The following is a 17,701-nucleotide window of genomic DNA, read 5'->3' as shown; positions in this document are numbered from 1 at the left end:
CCCGTGATCCGGGGACGAGTGCGCCTCCGCACGGAGGAAACCACATGACCATCAGCATCACCATGCCCCGGCGCTCTCGCGCCCAACTCGGCGCCGTCGACGTCCACCTCGCCCGCGACGGTCATCCCGTCCTGCGCGGCGTCGACCTCGCGGTCACGCCGGGCTCCCGGCTGGGCGTCGTCGGGGAGAACGGGCGCGGCAAGTCCACGCTGCTGCACGTCCTCGCCGGCCGCCTCGAACCGGACTCGGGGACGGTGCGTCGGTTCGGCTCGTTCGGTATCGCCGAGCAGGAGATGACCGTCGCCGAGGGGCGCACCGTCGGCGATCTCGTCGACATCGAGCTGGCGCACGTCCGCGCCGCGCTGCGGGCGCTCGACGAGAGCACCGCAGCACTCGCCGACGAACGTCCGGGCGCCGCCGACGCGTACGCCGACGCCCTCGAGATCGCCGAGCAACTCGACGCGTGGGACGCCGACCGTCGCGTCGACACCGCCCTCGAAGCGCTCGGCGCCGTCACCGACCGCTCGCGACCGCTGGCGGAGATGTCGGTCGGGCAGCGCTACCGCGTGCGCCTGGCCGCACTGCTCGGCGCCGAACACGATTTCCTGTTGCTCGACGAGCCGACCAACCATCTCGACGCATCGGGGCTCGACTATCTCACCGAACGCCTGCAGCAGACCCGCAGCGGCGTGGTCCTCGTCAGCCACGACCGCGCCCTGCTGACCGACGTCGCCACGTCGATCCTCGACCTGAACCCGAGCCGCGACGGTCGTCCCCGCCTGTACGGCGGGGGATACGCCGGCTTCCGGACGGGACGCGAGGCCGAATATGCCCGTTGGGTGAGCGAATACGCCCGTGAGCAGGCCGAGCGGGCCCGGCTGGAATCGGACCTCGAGTCCGCGCAGGATCGGCTCGTCACCGGCTGGCGGCCGGAGAAGGGCACCGGCAAGCACCAGCGTGCCACCCGCGCGCCGGCGCTCGTGCAGTCGGTGCACCGCCGTCAGGAAGCGCTGGACGACCATGCCGTGGCGGTACCGGTACCGCCGCTGCAGTTCTCCATGCCTGCGCTCGGCGCGGAGGCCGACGGGATCGACCCGGACACACCCTTGGTGCGCGTCGAGGACGTCATGGTGCGCGGCCGACTCGACCGTCCGGTCGATCTGGCCATCCTCGCCGGTTCGCGGCTCGTCATCACCGGACCCAACGGCGCCGGCAAGTCGACGCTGCTCGCGGTCCTGGCCGGCGAGGTCGAACCGACGGCGGGAACCCGCGAGAGTGATCCCGTCGTACGGATCGGCCGGCTCGCCCAGGAGTCGCCGGCACCGTCGGCGGCGCGGGTGCAGCAGGTCTACGACGCGCACGTCGGCGAACTGATCGTCGCCGGCCTCGTCCCCGACCAGGGAGCCGTCGATCTCGACGAACTCGGACTGTTCACCGAACGTGACCTCGGCAAGCGGGTCCGAGACCTGTCGATGGGCCAGCAACGACGCCTCGACCTGGCGATGGTTCTCGCCGCGCGACCGCACGTGCTGCTGCTCGACGAGCCCACCAACCACCTGTCGATCACGTTGGTCGACGAACTGACCGACGCCCTGGGGGCGACCGACGCCGCGGTCGCCGTGGCCACCCACGACCGGCAGATGCGACGCGACATCGCCCACTGGCCACATCTGGCGCTGGGGCTCGCCCCGAAGGAATGCACCCGGAAGGGGCCGAAGCCATGAACGCTCGGGTGCGCGCACTGGCACCCCTGCGGCACCGCGACTACCGCCTGCTGATCGGTGCCGTCGCGGCGGAATTGTTCGCGGCCGGGATGTGGACGGTCGTGATGGTCTTCCAGGTGATCGCCATCCGCGACACCCCGACCGCCCTGTCGATGGTCGCGGCGTGCCTGAGCGCCGGCCTGCTCGCGTTCGCGCTCGTGGGCGGGATCGCGGCCGACCGGTTGCCGAAACGGGCCGTGCTGGTCGCGGTGCAGGCGGTGAACCTCGTGACGGTTTCTCTCGTGACGGCGCTGGCGCTCTCCGACGCGATAGCGCTGTGGCACATGGCGGTTGCGTCGGCGGTGCTGGGCGCGGGCACGGCGTTCTTCTTCCCCGCCTACACCGCGCTGTTGCCGAATGTGTTGCCCGCGGAGGAACTTCTCGCCGCGAACGGGATGGAGGGCGCGCTGCGACCGACCCTCCAGCAGGGCGCCGGACCGGCCGTGGCCGGAATGGTGGTCGGGGCGTTCATCCCGGCGACGGGCGCGTTCATCGTCGCCGCCTTCCACGCGTGTGCGCTCGTGTTGTTGTTGTGCGTGCGCGTCCCCCGGGAACGGATGGAAGAGACCGAGTCGCAGGAGAAGACGAGTGTGCTCGCCGATCTGAAGGAAGGCATCTCCTTCACGATCACCACACCGTGGCTGTTGTGGACCCTGATCGCCGCGTGCGTCATGACCTTCGTCGTCATGGGGCCGGTCGAGGTGTTGCTGCCGTTCATCACCCGCGAATTGTTCGACAACGGGGAGCAACGGTTCGGCACGATCCTCGCGGCCTTCGGTGTGGGTGGAGCCCTGGGTTCGTTGGCGGTGTCGTCGCGACCTCTGCCGCGTCGCTACCTGACCATCATGCTGATGTGCTGGGGTGTGGGAACTCTGCCGTTGGCCGTCTTCGCCTTCACGACGTCGTTCACGGTCATGATCATCGCGACGTTCGTCATCGGATTCGCCGACGCGGCGGGCATGGTCCTGTGGGGGACCCTGCTGCAGAGGCGCGTACCGCTCGGCATGATCGGCCGGGTGGCGAGCCTGGACTTCTTCGTCTCGCTCGCCCTCATGCCGGTGTCGATCGCGGTAACAGGTCCGCTGTCCACGGTGGTGCCGCGGTGGGTGCTGTTCACCGTGGCTGGTGTGGCACCGCTGGTGCTGATGCTGATCGCGCTCGTCGCCGGGCGGATGTTCGCGGACGAGATCGCGAACCCCCTGGACACCGGCAACGAGCGCGTCGACATCGTGGTGGAACCGGCTCAGCGTGCCGAGTCGGTGGAGACGGCGGCAGGCACCGCCTCGGACGAGGCGTCCGCCGAGTGTGCCGGGCGCAGCGCGAACAGTGCCACTGCGGCGAGCACGACCACGCCGGCCACTCCGAAGTAGAGCTGTTCGGGCGTCCATCCCGCATCGAGGAGCACACCGGCCGCGGTCGGTGCGAGGATGGCACCCGCTCGGCCGATACCGATGGCGGAACCGACGCCGGTGGCCCGCACCTGCGGTCCGTAGAGGGACGGCGCGAGGGTGTACAGGCCGGCGATGCACCCGTTGATGAGTCCGCCGATCAGGATGCCGAGTGCGAACGCCAGCGTCAGCGTCGAGATCGACATGATGAAGACGGTCATGGTCGCGGCGGCGGCGATGGTGAAGGTGAGCAGGACCGACCGGGTGGCCCAGCGGCTGGGGAACACTCCGAAGAGCACCGAACCGACGGTGCCGCCGAGGGTGAGCATCATGCCCGCCGTGGCGCTCTGGTCCTTCGTGAGACCGGCGGTCTCCAGCAGCGACGGCGTCCACGAGTTGACGAAGTAGAAACCGAACATGGTGGCGAAGAAGGCCGCCCAGAGCAGCACCGTCGAGCGGGTGTTGCTTCCGGAGAACAGGTCCGAGATCCGTCCTGCCCGCGGTGCCGCCTTGTCGGCGGAACGGGCGAGCGCCGGGACGGGGCTCTGGCCGATGCGTCGCGCGATGGTGTTGATCCGGTCGAGATCGCCTGCGCGTCCCCGGCTGGTGAGGAAGTCCAGGGATTCGGGCAGCAGGACGACGAGGAGGGCGAGTGCCAGGCCGGTGAGGACGGCGCCGGTGACGAAGACTGCACGCCAACCGTATCCGCTCTGCAGACCGACGGCGGCCATGCCGCCGATCGTGGCACCTACACCGTATCCGGCGGTGTAGATGCTGATGGCCAGACCACGCCAGCGGGCCGACGAGTATTCGCTCGCGATGACGGTGGTGCAGGCGAGGACGCCACCGATACCGAGTCCGGTGATGACCCGCCAGATGCCGAGTTCCCACGCCGATCCGGCGCCCGCGGACAGGCCCATGCCGGCGGTGGCGAGTGCGACCGACATCAGGATCAGGGGCCGTCGGCCGATCCGGTCGGCCATCGGGGCGAGAGCGAGAGCGCCGACGGCCATGCCGATCAGACCCGCGCTGAGCAGCACGCCGAGCTCCGATCCGCCGAGGCCGAAGTCGCTGCCGATGCTCTTGGCGGTGAACGCCAGGGCCATGACGTCGAATCCGTCGAGGATGTTCAGCACGACGCACAGGGCGACGACCATCCATTGGTAGGGATGCATCGGCGAGGCGTCGATGCGTGCGCGAAGATCCATCGTGTTTCCTCGTGGTGTGAAAATGCGCGGTTGTCAGGGAAGGTCGAGCGTGACGACACCCGTCGTCGATCGGGGCGATGCCGAATCGCGCACCACGCGTGACACGCAGGCGCACATCCGACGCGAGGAGCGCTTCTGCTCCTCGCTGAAGAAGACATCGCGGTGGTCGACGCGACCGTCGAGCGAGGCGACGGAGACCTCGCACAGGCCGCATTCGCCCTTGCGGCAGTCGAACATCATGTCGACGCCTGCACGCCGGAGGGCGTCGAGCATCGATTCGTCGGAACCGACGGTGGTGGTGACGTCGAGTTCGGGCACGGTGACCGTGAACTCCTCGGCGTCGAACCATCCACTGTTGCCGAAGGTCTCGTAGCGGAGGTTCGGCATCGGCAGGGCGCGGGCGTGCCACCGGCGCCGCACGGCGTCCATCAGGCGGATCGGACCGCACATGTACAGCTCGGTGGTGTGATCGACGCCGTCGACGAGCGCGGCGACGTCCAATCCTGTTCCCTCGTCGTCGATGTGGACGTCGAGACGGTCGCTGTGGAGGGCTTCGAGCTCGGGCAGGAAGGCCATCGCGGAACGGCTGCGACCGACGTACACGAAGCGGTAGTCGGCACCGAGGCGGCGGAGCACGGCTCCCATCGCGCGGACGGCGGTGATGCCGATGCCGCCGGCGAGCAGGACGTAGCGCGGTGCGCCGACCCGCAGCGGGAAGTTCTGGAGCGGCTCGGTGATCTCGAGTTCGTCGCCGGGACACAGCGAGTGCATGTACTCGGAGCCGCCGCGCGAGGTGGGGGAGCGGTGGACGCCGAGTGTGAGGCGACCGTCCGGACCACCCGCCGCGAGGGAGTACGAACGCGTGTCGCCAGAGGGGAGACGCACGTCGATGTGGGCGCCTGGTTCGACGCGGTGGGCGGTGTCGGCGGCGAGGGTGATCTCGGCGATCGAATCGGCGGCCCGCTCGACACTCACGACTCGGGCCCGCTGCCAACGGATCTGGTTGTTGCTCATGTCAGTGGGCTCCCTCGGGAACGGCGGTGGCCGAGTTGAGGTTCCGCTCCGCTTCGACCATGCGCTGGATCAGGCGTCGCACCCACATGCCGCCGGCGTCGATGTTGAGGTTGTAGAACTCGTGATCCGGGTTCGCCTCGATGGCCTTCTGCTGCGCGGTGAGCATCGCCTCGTCCTCACCGAACACGCCGTGCACGCCGTCGCGCAGCTGCGTGGTGATGAGCTGGCTGTCGAGGCGGTAGTTGCGCATGAACGCCCAGAAGTAGAGGGCGGTGCTCTCGTCGACGGGGGAGATGGTGTTCATGACGAAGCCGTTGACGCCCTGGCTGCGGTCGCCCTCGGGAGCACCGGTGCCGGCCTTGGCCACACCGACGTCGATGCGGATCGTGGACGGTGCCTGGAACTCGATGATCTGCCAGCGGTCGACCTTGCCCTCGAAGCCGGGGAACTTGTCGCGCATGTTCTTGAGCCAGAACGGTGGTGCGTCGATGTCGTGCATCCAGCGGGTGACCGTGACGGTGCGGTCGTCGTGGGTGACGACGAAGTCGGACTCGCTCAGTTCGTCCTGGCCGATGGACGACGAGTGCACGAACTCCTCGTGGGTGAGGTCCATGAGGTTGTCGAGGACGAGCTGGTAGTTGGCCTGCACGTCGATCGTGCGTCCGTCGCCCGCCCAGTCGGGGGAGTCCATCTGGAACATGTCCGGGATGAGATCGGGATCGGCCTGCGTCGGGGCGCCCGGCCAGACCCACACGAAGCGGTGCCGCTCGACGACGGGATAGGACGCCACCATCGCGGACGGGTTGATCGTCTGCTGGGCGGGCATGTGTGTGCAGCGACCTGCGGAGTTGTACTGAAGACCGTGGTAGGGGCACTGGATGCCCTCGCTACCGATGAGCTTGCCCATCGACAGCGGCGCGAGGCGGTGCCAGCAGGCGTCGGCGAGGGCGACGGGACGGCCCTCCTCGGTGCGGTAGAGGGCCATCGGCTTGCCGGCGATGGGGCGGGCGAGGATCTCGCGGCGACCCACTTCGTGATCCCAGGCGACGACGTACCAGGCGTCGAGCGGATAGGCCATGTTCTTCGCGGTCGCCCCGGTGGGGCCGAGATCGGTCATGTCGGATCCTCCGAACACTGAGGGTGAAATAACTATCTACATAGATAGTCGGTGAGCTGGAGCACACACTATCTATCGATATAGTTATTCGCAAGGGTGGAATACTCGCCCGAGGAAAGGTGGTGGTCCATGAGCCTGCGATACGCGCTGCTCGCGTTGCTCACCGCCGAGCCTCTGACCGGCTACGACGCGGCGAAACGGTTCGGCGGGTCGGTCGGGCACGTCTGGCATGCGCCCGACTCGCAGATCTACCCCGAACTACGCCGGATGGAGCGCGAGGGCCTCGTCGAGGGCGAACAGGTGCGCTGGGGTCCCAACAGCACCAAGACCCGGTACTCGATCACCGGGGAGGGCGTCCGGGCCTTCCGCGAATGGATGTCCACCCCGCTGGACTACGCCCCGGTGCGCGACGCCGCCCACATGCGCGCGGCCTACTTCGAATGGACCGACCCGGACAGCGCTCGCGAGTGCCTGGAACGGCACATCGATCACTACACCGAACAGATCGCCCAGTGGACCACGGTGCGCGATGCGATCCTCGACCTCAGCAACGCGACCATCGCGCGACGCGTGCAGAAGTATCCGGCCGAGGACCACGAGCGGATCATCGCGTTCAAGGCGTTCGCGTACGACGGTCTCATCGGCCGGGGCGAGGCCGAGATCGCGTGGGCACGTCAGGGCCTCGAACTCCTCGACAAGCTGTCGCCGCGCAACTGAGGCGCCCCGGGACCGCAGCGACGCGCGAACTGGTCAGCGGAGCGCGGAATTGCACGCACCGATGACCGTTTCGTGCTCCGACGTGTGCGATCGGATCACGGCGTGCTGTCCGTCGGCGGCACGATCGAATGGGCGAGCGCCCGCATGAGGAACTCGAGTTCGGGATTGGGCGTCGCGTTGCTCCGCACCACCCCGCACACCGGAACCTGCAGCCGGTGGTGGATCTCGCGCATGAACTTCAGCCCCTTGCGGGGTGTGTCGGCCGCGGTGCCGGCGTAGAGCACGGTCCACGCCCTCGGGTTGGTGAGCACCTCGAGAGTCGCGGTGTGGTCGCTCGCGATCGGAGGTCCGAGGCGCACGCGACGACCGACCTCGACGAAGGCGTCCTCGACCACGCGGTGCAACAGCACCTGGCTGCCGCGCGGCGGCAGCAGCAGCGGGTAGTGGGCGAGGTCGCCGAGATCGACGGTGGAGAACGCCGACAGCGGGTGCTCGCTCGACGTGACGATGACGAGCTCTTCGATGCCGAGACGGATCGCCTCGAGCCCCGGGCGGTCGACGTCGCCGCGGATGAGCGCGAGATCGGCATCCCCGGACGCGACGGCGTTGACGCGGTCGGTGAAGTCCTTGATGACGAACTCCACGTCGATCTTGGGGTGACGTTCGCGGACGCTGGAGATGGCGTCGAGGCTCTGCGCCGCGAAGCTCATGTTCGCCGTGATGCGGATGCTCTCCCGCGGTTCGTGGCCCACTTCCAGGGCCTTCGCCTCGAGGCTGAGCACCTCGGCGGCGATCGGCATCAGGCGTCGGCCGGCCGAGGTGAGCTTGACCGAACGGGTGGTGCGGTCGAACAGGGTGGTGCCCAGTTCGTGCTCGAGCTTCGCGATCTGATGGCTGATCGCCGACTGCGAGATGAAGCAGCGCTGGGCAGCACGGGAGAAGCTGCCCTCCTCGCCGACGGCGAAGAAGTAGCGCAACTGACGGAAATCCATGGCTCCTCCCCGGAACGTGCCATCCGCATTTATGAGCGAAACAGATAACAGTTTTTCGAATATCCCAGGTTAGTGGATAGCGAGGGTACTTCGTCCCTACCTTGGTAGTCATACATCAACGGAGATGACAAGTACGTGGAGGTTTACGACAGCATGGACGATGCGGACACAGCGACCCTGGTCGATCGGACGGACGTCGTCATCGTGGGTTCCGGCTTCGGAGCATTGGCCACCGCCAAGAAGCTCGCCAAGGCCGGCACGCCCTTCGTTCTGATCTCGGAGACCACCGAGCATCTTTTCCAGCCTTTGCTCTACCAGGTCGCCACCGGCGTCCTTTCGCCCGGCGAGATCGCCCCGTCCGTGCGCGCGATCCTGGCCGAATACCCCAACGCCGACGTCCGCCTGGGCCGCGTCGTCGATGTGCTCCCCGAGGAGAACACGGTTGTCTACGAGGCCGGCGGTCAGCGCCTGCGTCTCGGCTACAAGTCCCTCGTCGCCGCGCCCGGCGCCCGCCAGGCGTACTTCGGACGCGACGAGTTCGCCGACCTGACGTACGCGCTGAAGACCGTCGAGGACGCCGAGAAGCTGCGTCGCCAGATCGTGCGCTGCTTCGAGGAAGCACACGTCACCACCGATGCCGAGCGTCGGAAGAACCTGCTCAGCTTCATCGTCGTAGGCGCCGGCCCGACGGGCGTCGAGCTCGCGGGACAGATCAAGGAGCTCGCGCAGCGCTACTTCGCCGAGAACATCGGCAACATCCGCGCCGACGACGTCACCGTCACGCTCGTCGAGGGCGCAGACAAGGTTCTGCCCCCGTTCGGTGGCAAGCTCAGCGAGTACTCCAAGGAGTCGCTCGAGAAGAGCGGTGTCGACGTCGTCCTCGGCACGATGGTCACCGACATCGACGAGCACGGTGCCACGCTCACCACGCCCACGACCGAGGAGACCCGCCGCCTCACCGCGGAGACCATCATCTGGTCGGCAGGCATCCAGGCCAACGACTTCGCCGACGTACTCGCCGAGCGCACCGGCTGCGAGACGGTCCGCGGCGGACGCCTGCTCGTCGACCCCGACTTCACCGTCGGCCGCAGCGACAACATCTTCGCCATCGGCGACATGGTCACCCTCGACAACCTGCCGGCGCAGTCGCCGTTCGCCATGCAGGGTGGCCGGCACGTCGCGAAGATGATCACCGGCAAGGTCGCGATGGGCACCCCGTTCCAGTACAAGGACAAGGGAAGCATGGCGATCATCAACCGGTTCCGCGCCATCACGCGGGTCGGGAAGATCGAGCTCACCGGCTTCATCGCGTGGGTGCTGTGGCTCGCCGTCCACCTCGTCTACCTGGTTGGCTTCCGCAACCGCTACATCGCCGTCATGTCGTGGTGCGGTTCCTTCCTCGGACACCGCCGCCCCCACTTCTACTATGCGCAGGACGCCGTCCCGGTGCCCGCTGCGGAGAAGGAGGAGCCGGCAGCGAAGGACGAGCCGGAGAGCGACAAGGAACCCGTGCGGACGTCCGCATAACTTCAGATCCTTGAAAGGCTCCGACCACCCGGTCGGGGCCTTTCGTCGTTGACGCGCCGAACCGGGATCGACGCCGCGTGTTGCGGTGGCGAGCCCCGGTTCACCACGTGAACCGACGCGCACGGCGGGGGAAAGTCGGGGGGATTTCCGGGATGTCCTGCAAGCCAGAGACGTTCGGCTGGTGTACATCGGCCGACCTGCGGCTACCGTGTGCAGCGCATCCCGAGGAGTGACCATGAACGATGGCAGCGGCCCCCGCGTCGCGACGACACGTGTCGGCTGCGATGTCGTCACCGTCCGAGACATCGCGTCGAGCATCGACCGGTTCGGCGACCGCTACCTGCAGCGTGTGTTCACCCCGCACGAGCTGGACGTATGCACCGGACCGGGGCGCGCCCAACGCCTCGCGGCGCGCTTCGCCGCGAAAGAAGCCGTCATGAAGGTCCTGCGTCCGCGCGAGCACGCGGTTCCCTGGCAGGCCATCGAAATCCGCCGCGCGGACTGGGGCGGATGCGCTGTCGTACTGGCCGGTAACGCGGCCGCCCTGGCGCGAGATGAACAGGTGACCGACATACAGGTCTCGATCTCCCACGAGTCCGAATACGCCATCGCGACGGTCGTGGCGACCCGCGTCGACGAAGCAGAAACTGGAGAACACCCATGACGGAGCAGGTGATCCGCAAGGTCCTCGGTGAGCACGCGAAGCTGTCGGTCGACAGCACGGCGCTCGACCCCGCCGCCGACCTCTACGAGCTCGGCCTGACATCGCACGCCAGCGTGAACGTGATGCTCGCCCTCGAAGACGCCTTCGACGTGGAATTCCCCGACGAACTGCTGCGCAAGAGCACCTTCGCGAGCGTCGGCGCCATCAGGTCGGCGTTGACGGAACTGGGCGTCGCGTGACGTCGACGTCCGCGTCCCCCACCGTCGCGGAGAAGGCCGGGCTGTCGCTGCTCGCCCGTGCCGAACTCGTCGGACGCGAGAGCGCCGGCCCCGCGGCCGCCGCGGTGGATCGTGAGGGACGGTTCCCGCACGAGGCAGTCGACGCGCTGCGCACCCACAAGCTGCTGAACTGCGCCGTCCCCGTCGATCAGGGTGGGGAGGGAGCATCCCTCGGTGAGCTGTGCGCCGTCGCCCGAATCCTCGGCCGGTACTGCGCCTCCACCGCGATGATCTTCGCGATGCACCAGACGCAGATCCTGTCGCTGGTGCATCACTCCACTCCCGGTGTGGCCACCTTCGTCGCCGAAGCGGTGGCGAACGATTACCTGATCGCTTCGGCGACCACCGAACTCGGCACCGGTGGCGACGTGCGCAGCAGCGTCTGCGCCGTGGCCCGCGACGGCGACACCGTCACGCTGACGAAGAACGCGCCGGTCATCTCGTACGGCGAGTACGCCGACGCGATCCTGGTGACCGCGCGTCGCACCGCCGACAGCCCGCCCAGCGACCAGGTGCTCGTCGTGTGCCGACGCGACGACGTGACCCTCGAACCCACCGGCAGCTGGGACACCCTCGGGCTGCGCGGTACGTGCAGCCCCGGATTCGTCCTCCCCGCCACGACGTCCGCCGATCTCGTGGTCGGCACGGCCTACGCCGAGATCTCCTCGCGCACCATGCTTCCCGTCTCACACAGTGTGTGGTCGGCGGTGTGGCTCCGAATCGCCGACGCGGCGCTGGAGAAGGCCCGCTCGTTCGTGCGTTCGGCGGCCCGCCGCAGCCCGGGGGTCACCCCGCCCGGTGCGCTGCGACTCGCCGAAGCGGCCGCCGTGCACCAGCAGTTCTCCGATCTCGTCGCCGCGTCCGCCGCCCGGTTCGACGCCGCCGCGTCGGCGCAGGAGGAATCGATGTCGGGCATGGGTTTCTCGCTCGCCATGAACAACCTCAAGGTCACTGCGTCCACGCTCGTCGTGGATCTGGTGAACCGCGCGATGCTCATCTGCGGGATCGCCGGATACCGCGAGGATTCGCAGTACTCACTCGGCCGCCACCTGCGCGACGCGCACGGTGCCGCCGTGATGGTCAACAACGACCGCATCATGAACAACTCGGCCCAATTGTCGATCGCCTACCGGGGGACGCTGTGACAAGTACAGCCATTGCCAGCACCGCAACCGACGAGCTGTCCGAGCTCGAGCGTGCCCGCCTCGACTTCCAGCAGCAGTTGCTCGAGGCCGAACTGCTCGTGGAGACCGGTGTTCCCGGCCTCTACGGTCGGTCGGGTGTCTTCGAGGACATCGTCGACGGCATCGACCGCGTGGTGGTCGCGGCAGGTCCGGGCCGGGCCGCGACGCGCCTGCGCTTCCCGCCGGTCTTCCCGCGGACGAGTTTCGAGCGCACCGACTACATCGCCTCCTTCCCGCACCTGACCGGAGCGGTGAACACCTTTACGGGCAGCAACGCCGAGCACGCCGAACTGCTCGCCGCGCGGTCGAAGGGCGAGGCGTGGGATCCGTGGCTCGACCCCGCCGACACCGTGCTCGTCTCCGCCGCATGCCATCCCGCCTACTCGCGGTACACCGGTACGCTGCGTGAGGGCGGTGAACTGCTCGACGTTCTCGGTTACTGCTTCCGGCACGAGCCGGCCGTCGACCCCGCTCGCATGCAGGCCTTCCGGATGCACGAGTTCGTGCGTATCGGTACCGAGAACGACGCTGCGCAGCATCGTGATTCCTGGGTGGAGCGAGGACTCGAGGTGCTCGACTCGCTGGGCCTCGACGCGACCGCTGTACCTGCCAACGACCCGTTCTTCGGGCGGGCCGGGCGCATGCTGGCCGTCAACCAGCGCATCGAGAACCTCAAGACCGAGCTGACGGTCCGGCTCTACGGCGACCTCGACGACGGCACCGCCGTGGTCTCGTGCAATTGCCACCGCGAGCACTTCGGCGAGACCTTCGAGATCCGCACTGCCGACGGCGAAGTCGCGCACAGCGCGTGCGTCGGATTCGGAATGGAGCGGATCGCCCTGGCGCTGTTGCGGACCCACGGACTCGACGTCGACCGCTGGCCCGCACCGGTACGCGACAGGCTGTTCCCGTGAGCGATCGGCTCATCGACGTCCGCGTCGACGGGTACTCGCCGCACTTCGTGCACGCTGCCGACCGGATCTGGACCGAGACCAACTGCTACGTCGACCTGTGGGTAGAGGTGCTGCATTCGCTCGGCCACGATCCGGTCCCCGCTGCCGCGTGCGCGTTCTCGGCCCGGTTCGACGGCGCCCAATGGACCTTCCTCAAGTTCCGCCCCGAGGATCTGTTGGCGCTGTACGGGATCGACGTCGCGGAGATGAACGTCTGGCGCCGCCCCGTGGATCACCTCGAGGACAATGCCGCCGCCGGACTGCTGTCGACGATCGAGGTGGACGCCTTCTGGTTGCCCGACACCGAGGGAACCGGTTACCGGGAGAGTCGTTCGAAGACGACGATCGTGCCCAATCTCATCGATCGCGACAGCGGGACGCTCGAGTACTTCCACAACAGCGGCTATCACGTTCTCACCGGTGAGGACTTCCGCGGAGTCTTCGGCCTCGACGAGCCGGTACCCACCTGGCCTCCCTATCTCGAACAGGTGCGCCTCGACGCGGCACAACCGCAGTGCGACGCCTTCGACACCGTGGTGCTCCGGCACCTGCGCATGTGCGCCGGCTCGAATCCGGTGCGCGAGCTCGGCGAGCGGGTGCTCGCCGACATCGACCCGATTCGCACCGGAGGGATGGGCGTCTTCCATCCGTGGACGTTCGGGGTGCTCCGTCAGTGCGGTGCCACCGCCGAACTTGCCGCGGACGTCAGCGTCTACATGGACGGTCGCGGATATCCCGGTGCGGCTGCCGCAGCCGACGGATTCCGCGCGGTCGCCGAGGGCGCGAAGAGCATGCAGTTCCGGATGGCGCGTGCGGCACGCGGCCGCAATGTCGACCCCGGCGACCAGCTGATAGCGATGGCCGCTGCCTGGGAGGACGCCATGGCGACCGTCGTCCGCGCCGCCGGGGTGCGGTGACAGGATTCGACGCACATGGATCTCCTGCACGATGCGCGATGGCGTTGTCTCCGTGTCGCTCCCGGGGCAGTCGAGCACCCCGGTGACTTTCCGGCGGACGGTCCTTGGCTGCCGGTCCGTATACCCGGGACGGCGGCAGGCGCGATCCGGGAATCCGAGGGAGTCGCGGCGGCCAGGGTGTCGTCTCCCGACAGCGACGACTGGTGGTTCGTCACCGACGTCGAGGTGTCCGGCGACGGACCGTGGCGTCTGACCTTCGACGGGCTCGCGACACTCGCGGACGTGTGGGTCGACGGCACACTCGTCGCGACGTCGGAATCGATGTTCGTGCCGCTGACCGTCGTCCTCGGCTACCTGCCGTCGACGATGCGGATCGCGGTCCGGTGCGCCTCGCTCGACGCTGCTCTCCGCAAGCGTCGGCCACGCGGACGGTGGCGTTCGTCGCTCGTGTCGGCCCAAGGATTGCGGTGGTTCCGCACCACCATGCTCGGGCGAGCCTCGGTGTACGCGGGGGCTCCGGCGCCGGTCGGTCCGTGGCGTCCCGTGCGTCTCGTCGATTCCGGTGAGCCCGTTGTGCTGGAACGTGGGATACGGACAGCTCTGCGGGGATCCGACGGGATCGTCGACGCCGATCTCGTGCTGGCAGGCACCGCCGTCCCCGAGGTGACTGTGGAGATCGGAGGGGCGACGGTGCACGTCCGACCCGAATACGGGCCGGACGGGACAGCACGCGTGCACATGCAGGTGACGCTCCCCGAGGTGGAACGGTGGTGGCCGCACACCTACGGCGCCCCCCACCTGTACGCCGCACATCTGATTCTGGGTGGGCAACGAATCACGCTGGGGAACATCGGATTCCGGTCGGTCGAGCGCTCACCGGGCGACGGGTTCGGCTTACGGATCAATGACGTCGACGTCTTCTGCCGCGGCCTGGTGTGGACACCGACCGATCCGATCTCGCTGAACGACCCGAGCGCAACCCGGCGCATCCTCGAACGCTGCGTGTCGGCGGGCGTGGACACGATCCGCATCCCCGGCACGATGGTCTACGAGGACGACGAGTTCTACTCGGCGTGTGCGGAACTGGGCATCATGGTGTGGCAGGACGTCATGCTCGCCACCACCGACCCGCCCGACGACCCGCACTTCCGCTCGCTGCTCGAGGACGAGATCCGTGCGCTGGCGCGCCGATGGGGCGGGAACCCGGCACCCGTGGTGATGTGTGGGGGCAGCGAGACCGAGCAGCAACCTGCCATGCTCGGACTGATGGAGGCATCCATCCCGGCGATCGACGACTGGTTGCCCGCAATCGTCGACCGTGAGCTACCGGGCACGGTGTGGGTGTCGTCGTCACCATCCGCGCCCCCGCGCAGCGACGTACTGCCGATCGCAGTGGGTTCGGGTGTGGCGCACTACTTCGGTGTCGGGGGTTACCGCCGTCCCCTCGGCGACGTGCGTGCCGCCGGCGTGCGCTTCGCCGCCGAATGCCTCGCGTTCTCGATTCCGCCTTCCGACATGGCGATCGAGGCCGAGTTCGGCAGTGTGAATGTCGCGGGTCACCATCCACGATGGAAGGCGGCTGTGCCGCGCGACAACGGGGCGTCGTGGGACTTCGAGGACGTGCGAGACCACTATGTGCGCACGATCTTCGGGGTCGACCCCGCCGAGGTGCGGTGGGTGGACCCCACGCGATATCTCGCGCTCGGACGGGCAGCGATCTGCGAAGCGTTCACCGAGGTACTGCAGTACTGGCGACGATCCGGATCAGGATGTCGCGGTGCCCTGATCCTGTCCGCCCGCGACCTGCAGCGGGGTGCCGGGTGGGGCGTGCTCGACGTCGACGGGAACCCGAAGGCGCCGTGGTGGGTCCTGGCACGGGTGTTCGCCCCCGTCACCGTGCTCCTCACCGACGACGGGCTCGACGGCCTGCGCGTGGACGCGATCAACGACACCGCCGAGATCCTCGACGTCACGCTGCAGTTACAGGCCCATACGCCCTCCGGTGCGGTACCGGTGGACGTGTCGGTGCCGCTGCGTCTCGAACCGCACGAGACCCGGGTGTTCTCGTGGGCCGCGGTGACGGGCGGTTTCACCGATGTCAATTTTGCGTATCGATTCGGGTCGCGCACTTTCGACACGGCGACCGCCCGACTGGTCGACCACACCGGTGCAGTGTTGGCGGAGTCGGTGTATCTCGTGGGTGGTCCGGCACGTCCCGTCGAGCGCGGGATCGGTCTCGCGGCGACCGCTCGACCCGTCCCGGACGGGTGGAGTGTGGAGGTGCGGACCGAGGGTGCGGCACAGTACGTGCATCTCGACATCACCGGCGGTGACCTGCAGGATTCCTGGTTCCACCTGCCGCCCGGAGGTACTCGCACGATCGCCGTGCGGGCCTGCGTTCCGGCCGCGACGTTGAGCGGCTGGGTGGGGGCATCGAACTCGGCCACGAGTGTGCCGATCCGGGTGCTTCCGACCTCCGAGGGCAACGAGGTCGACGGGTAACCCCCCGGGGCTGCAGGCGGGGGCGGGGTGCGGCGCGCCGAGATCGACAGGTGCATATCGGGCATCGACGGGGTATATGTATCTCCCAGGGGGTCGCTCACCCGATTTGCACCTTCTGCACGGTGCCGGTGGCCACCTCTCCCCGCCTTCCGAGAGGAGATCGACATGGCGATCCGCTCCACGTCACAGATGGGTGCTTCGCGCACCGCTTCGTCCACTCGCCGTCCTGTCCGGGTCGAGCAGGACGGACCGTCCTTCACCGAGGTCATCCACTCGCAGCTGTTCTCGAACTACCAGGTGCCTCGCGGCGAGGTGCAGCGCAGCGCCTGATCGGGACCACCTCAGGCGCGGCATCGTGCCTGCCGGGGTGCCCCCGCGCGGCGTTTAGGACACCAGCGCATGCGGCACACTGTCGGCATGAGTGAAGCCACGACGAGTCAGAGCACCCGCATCGTTCTCGCATCGCGCCCGGAGGGGGCGCCCACCGCCGACAACTTCCGTCTCGAGACAGTGGATCTGCCCGAGGTCGGCGACGGCCAGATCCTCCTGCGCGTCGTCTACCTGTCCCTCGACCCGTACATGCGCGGTCGGATGAGCACAGCGAAGTCGTATGCCGCGCACGTCGAACTCGGGGACGTGATGGTCGCCGGAACGGTGGGCCAGGTCGTCGAATCGCGGTACGACGGCCTCGAGCCGGGCGACTACGTGCTGGCCGGAGCCGGCTGGCAGTCGCACGCCGTCCTCGACGGCTCCACCGTTCGTAAGCTCGATCCGCAGGCCGCACCGATCTCCACCGCTGTGGGAGTCCTCGGAATGCCCGGCTTCACAGCCTATTCCGGGCTCCTGAAGATCGGGCAGCCGAAGAAGGGTGAGACCGTCGTCGTCGCTGCCGCCACCGGGCCCGTGGGATCGGCGGTGGGGCAGATCGCGAAGCTGAAGGGCGCCCGCGCGGTCGGTATCGCCGGCGGCCCGGAGAAGTGCCGCGCACTGATCGACGAGTTCGGTTTCGACGCGGCGATCGACCACCGCGACCCGAACTTCGCCGACAAGCTGGCGGAGGCGGTGCCCGACGGTATCGACGTGTACTTCGAGAACGTCGGCGGCCCCGTCCAGGAAGCGGTGTGGCCGCTGCTCAACACCTATGCGCGAATCCCGGTGTGCGGTCTGGTCGCGCAGTACAACGGTGCTGACCTCAACCGCAAGGACCGTCTTCCGGGACTGTTCAACTCGATCCTCACCAAGAGCCTCACGATCCGCGGCTTCATCCAGAGCGAGTTCGTGAAGGAGATGTACGGCGACTTCCTGCGTGAAGCCTCGGCATGGGTCCGCGACGGAAAGCTCCAGTATCGCGAGGACATCGTCGACGGACTCGAGAACGCCCCGGAGGCGTTCATCGGCATGCTCGAAGGAAAGAACTTCGGGAAGATGCTCGTGCGGGTCGCGCCGGAGTAACGGGCACCAGGTCCGCCCTCCGGCG

15 protein-coding genes and 1 pseudogene are annotated in these 17,701 nt (G+C 68.1%); 12 read left to right on the top strand and 4 right to left on the bottom strand.

Going from position 1 to position 17,701, the window contains the following annotated elements:
- The first annotated feature begins 44 nt into the window (after positions 1-44).
- Complete coding sequence (locus tag IM25_RS04845) at positions 45-1,724, top strand: ABC-F family ATP-binding cassette domain-containing protein (RefSeq protein WP_006553173.1); 1,680 nt, start codon at positions 45-47, stop codon at positions 1,722-1,724.
- Positions 1,721-2,965 (top strand): annotated as a pseudogene (locus IM25_RS25280) (MFS transporter); the annotation flags it as partial. The gene IM25_RS04845 and the pseudogene IM25_RS25280, both read left to right, overlap by 4 nt.
- A gap of 41 nt (positions 2,966-3,006) precedes the next feature.
- On the opposite strand, the gene IM25_RS26665 reads toward IM25_RS25280, so the two are convergent.
- From IM25_RS26665 to IM25_RS04815, 3 genes are read right to left on the bottom strand one after another with little or no spacing between them, the layout of a single operon-like run.
- Complete coding sequence (locus IM25_RS26665) at positions 3,007-4,359, bottom strand: MFS transporter (RefSeq protein WP_065995807.1); 1,353 nt, start codon at positions 4,357-4,359, stop codon at positions 3,007-3,009.
- Between the two features lie 33 nt (positions 4,360-4,392).
- On the bottom strand, positions 4,393-5,373 hold the full coding sequence (locus IM25_RS04820) for a PDR/VanB family oxidoreductase (protein WP_065995806.1): 981 nt from the start codon (positions 5,371-5,373) through the stop codon (positions 4,393-4,395).
- 1 nt (position 5,374) lies between these two features.
- Positions 5,375-6,490, bottom strand: coding sequence for an aromatic ring-hydroxylating dioxygenase subunit alpha (locus IM25_RS04815; RefSeq protein ID WP_065996471.1), 1,116 nt, complete (start codon positions 6,488-6,490; stop codon positions 5,375-5,377).
- Positions 6,491-6,619: 129 nt separating this feature from the next.
- Between IM25_RS04815 and IM25_RS04810 the strand changes: the two genes are divergently transcribed.
- Positions 6,620-7,207, top strand: a complete 588-nt coding sequence (locus tag IM25_RS04810) for a PadR family transcriptional regulator (RefSeq protein ID WP_024102343.1) — start codon at positions 6,620-6,622, stop codon at positions 7,205-7,207.
- Positions 7,208-7,302: 95 nt separating this feature from the next.
- On the opposite strand, the gene IM25_RS04805 is transcribed toward IM25_RS04810, so the two are convergent.
- A complete protein-coding gene (locus IM25_RS04805) occupies positions 7,303-8,199 on the bottom strand; it encodes a LysR family transcriptional regulator (protein ID WP_006553175.1) in 897 nt (298 codons plus the stop codon).
- Positions 8,200-8,352: 153 nt separating this feature from the next.
- Between IM25_RS04805 and IM25_RS04800 the strand changes: the two genes are divergently transcribed.
- The 9 genes from IM25_RS04800 (at position 8,353) to IM25_RS04765 (ending at position 17,676) form a co-directional block, all read left to right on the top strand.
- A complete protein-coding gene (locus IM25_RS04800) occupies positions 8,353-9,726 on the top strand; it encodes an NAD(P)/FAD-dependent oxidoreductase (protein ID WP_065995805.1) in 1,374 nt (457 codons plus the stop codon).
- 235 nt (positions 9,727-9,961) lie between these two features.
- Positions 9,962-10,390, top strand: a complete 429-nt coding sequence (acpS, locus tag IM25_RS04795; protein WP_033097557.1) for a holo-ACP synthase — start codon at positions 9,962-9,964, stop codon at positions 10,388-10,390.
- The gene (locus IM25_RS04790; RefSeq protein ID WP_024102340.1) at positions 10,387-10,629 is read left to right on the top strand and encodes an acyl carrier protein; all 243 of its coding nucleotides are present in this window, start codon (positions 10,387-10,389) and stop codon (positions 10,627-10,629) included. The genes acpS and IM25_RS04790 overlap by 4 nt, the downstream gene beginning before the upstream one ends.
- Positions 10,626-11,813 (top strand): acyl-CoA dehydrogenase family protein, encoded by a 1,188-nt coding sequence (locus IM25_RS04785; RefSeq protein ID WP_065995804.1) that lies wholly within the window; start codon positions 10,626-10,628, stop codon positions 11,811-11,813. Before IM25_RS04790 ends, IM25_RS04785 begins: the two co-directional genes overlap by 4 nt.
- Positions 11,810-12,766: an amino acid--[acyl-carrier-protein] ligase gene (locus IM25_RS04780; protein ID WP_065995803.1), complete on the top strand. Its 957-nt coding sequence runs from the start codon at positions 11,810-11,812 to the stop codon at positions 12,764-12,766. The genes IM25_RS04785 and IM25_RS04780 overlap by 4 nt, the downstream gene beginning before the upstream one ends.
- Entirely contained in the window at positions 12,763-13,722 is a 960-nt protein-coding gene (locus IM25_RS04775) for a DUF1839 family protein (protein WP_033097464.1), read from the top strand. The genes IM25_RS04780 and IM25_RS04775 overlap by 4 nt, the downstream gene beginning before the upstream one ends.
- Positions 13,723-13,737: 15 nt before the next feature.
- The gene (locus IM25_RS04770; RefSeq protein WP_033097463.1) at positions 13,738-16,224 is read left to right on the top strand and encodes a glycosyl hydrolase 2 galactose-binding domain-containing protein; all 2,487 of its coding nucleotides are present in this window, start codon (positions 13,738-13,740) and stop codon (positions 16,222-16,224) included.
- 165 nt (positions 16,225-16,389) lie between these two features.
- Positions 16,390-16,554, top strand: coding sequence for a hypothetical protein (locus tag IM25_RS26365; RefSeq protein WP_019288222.1), 165 nt, complete (start codon positions 16,390-16,392; stop codon positions 16,552-16,554).
- An 87-nt stretch (positions 16,555-16,641) separates the two neighbouring features.
- Positions 16,642-17,676, top strand: a complete 1,035-nt coding sequence (locus IM25_RS04765; RefSeq protein ID WP_024102335.1) for an NADP-dependent oxidoreductase — start codon at positions 16,642-16,644, stop codon at positions 17,674-17,676.
- Positions 17,677-17,701: the final 25 nt, after the last annotated feature.

The sequence above is a fragment of the Rhodococcus sp. p52 genome (assembly GCF_000763325.2).
Taxonomy (GTDB): Bacteria; Actinomycetota; Actinomycetes; order Mycobacteriales; family Mycobacteriaceae; genus Rhodococcus; species Rhodococcus pyridinivorans.
The sequence above is the reverse complement of the archived record's forward strand: the minus strand, read 5'-3'. Positions and strand labels throughout refer to the sequence as shown.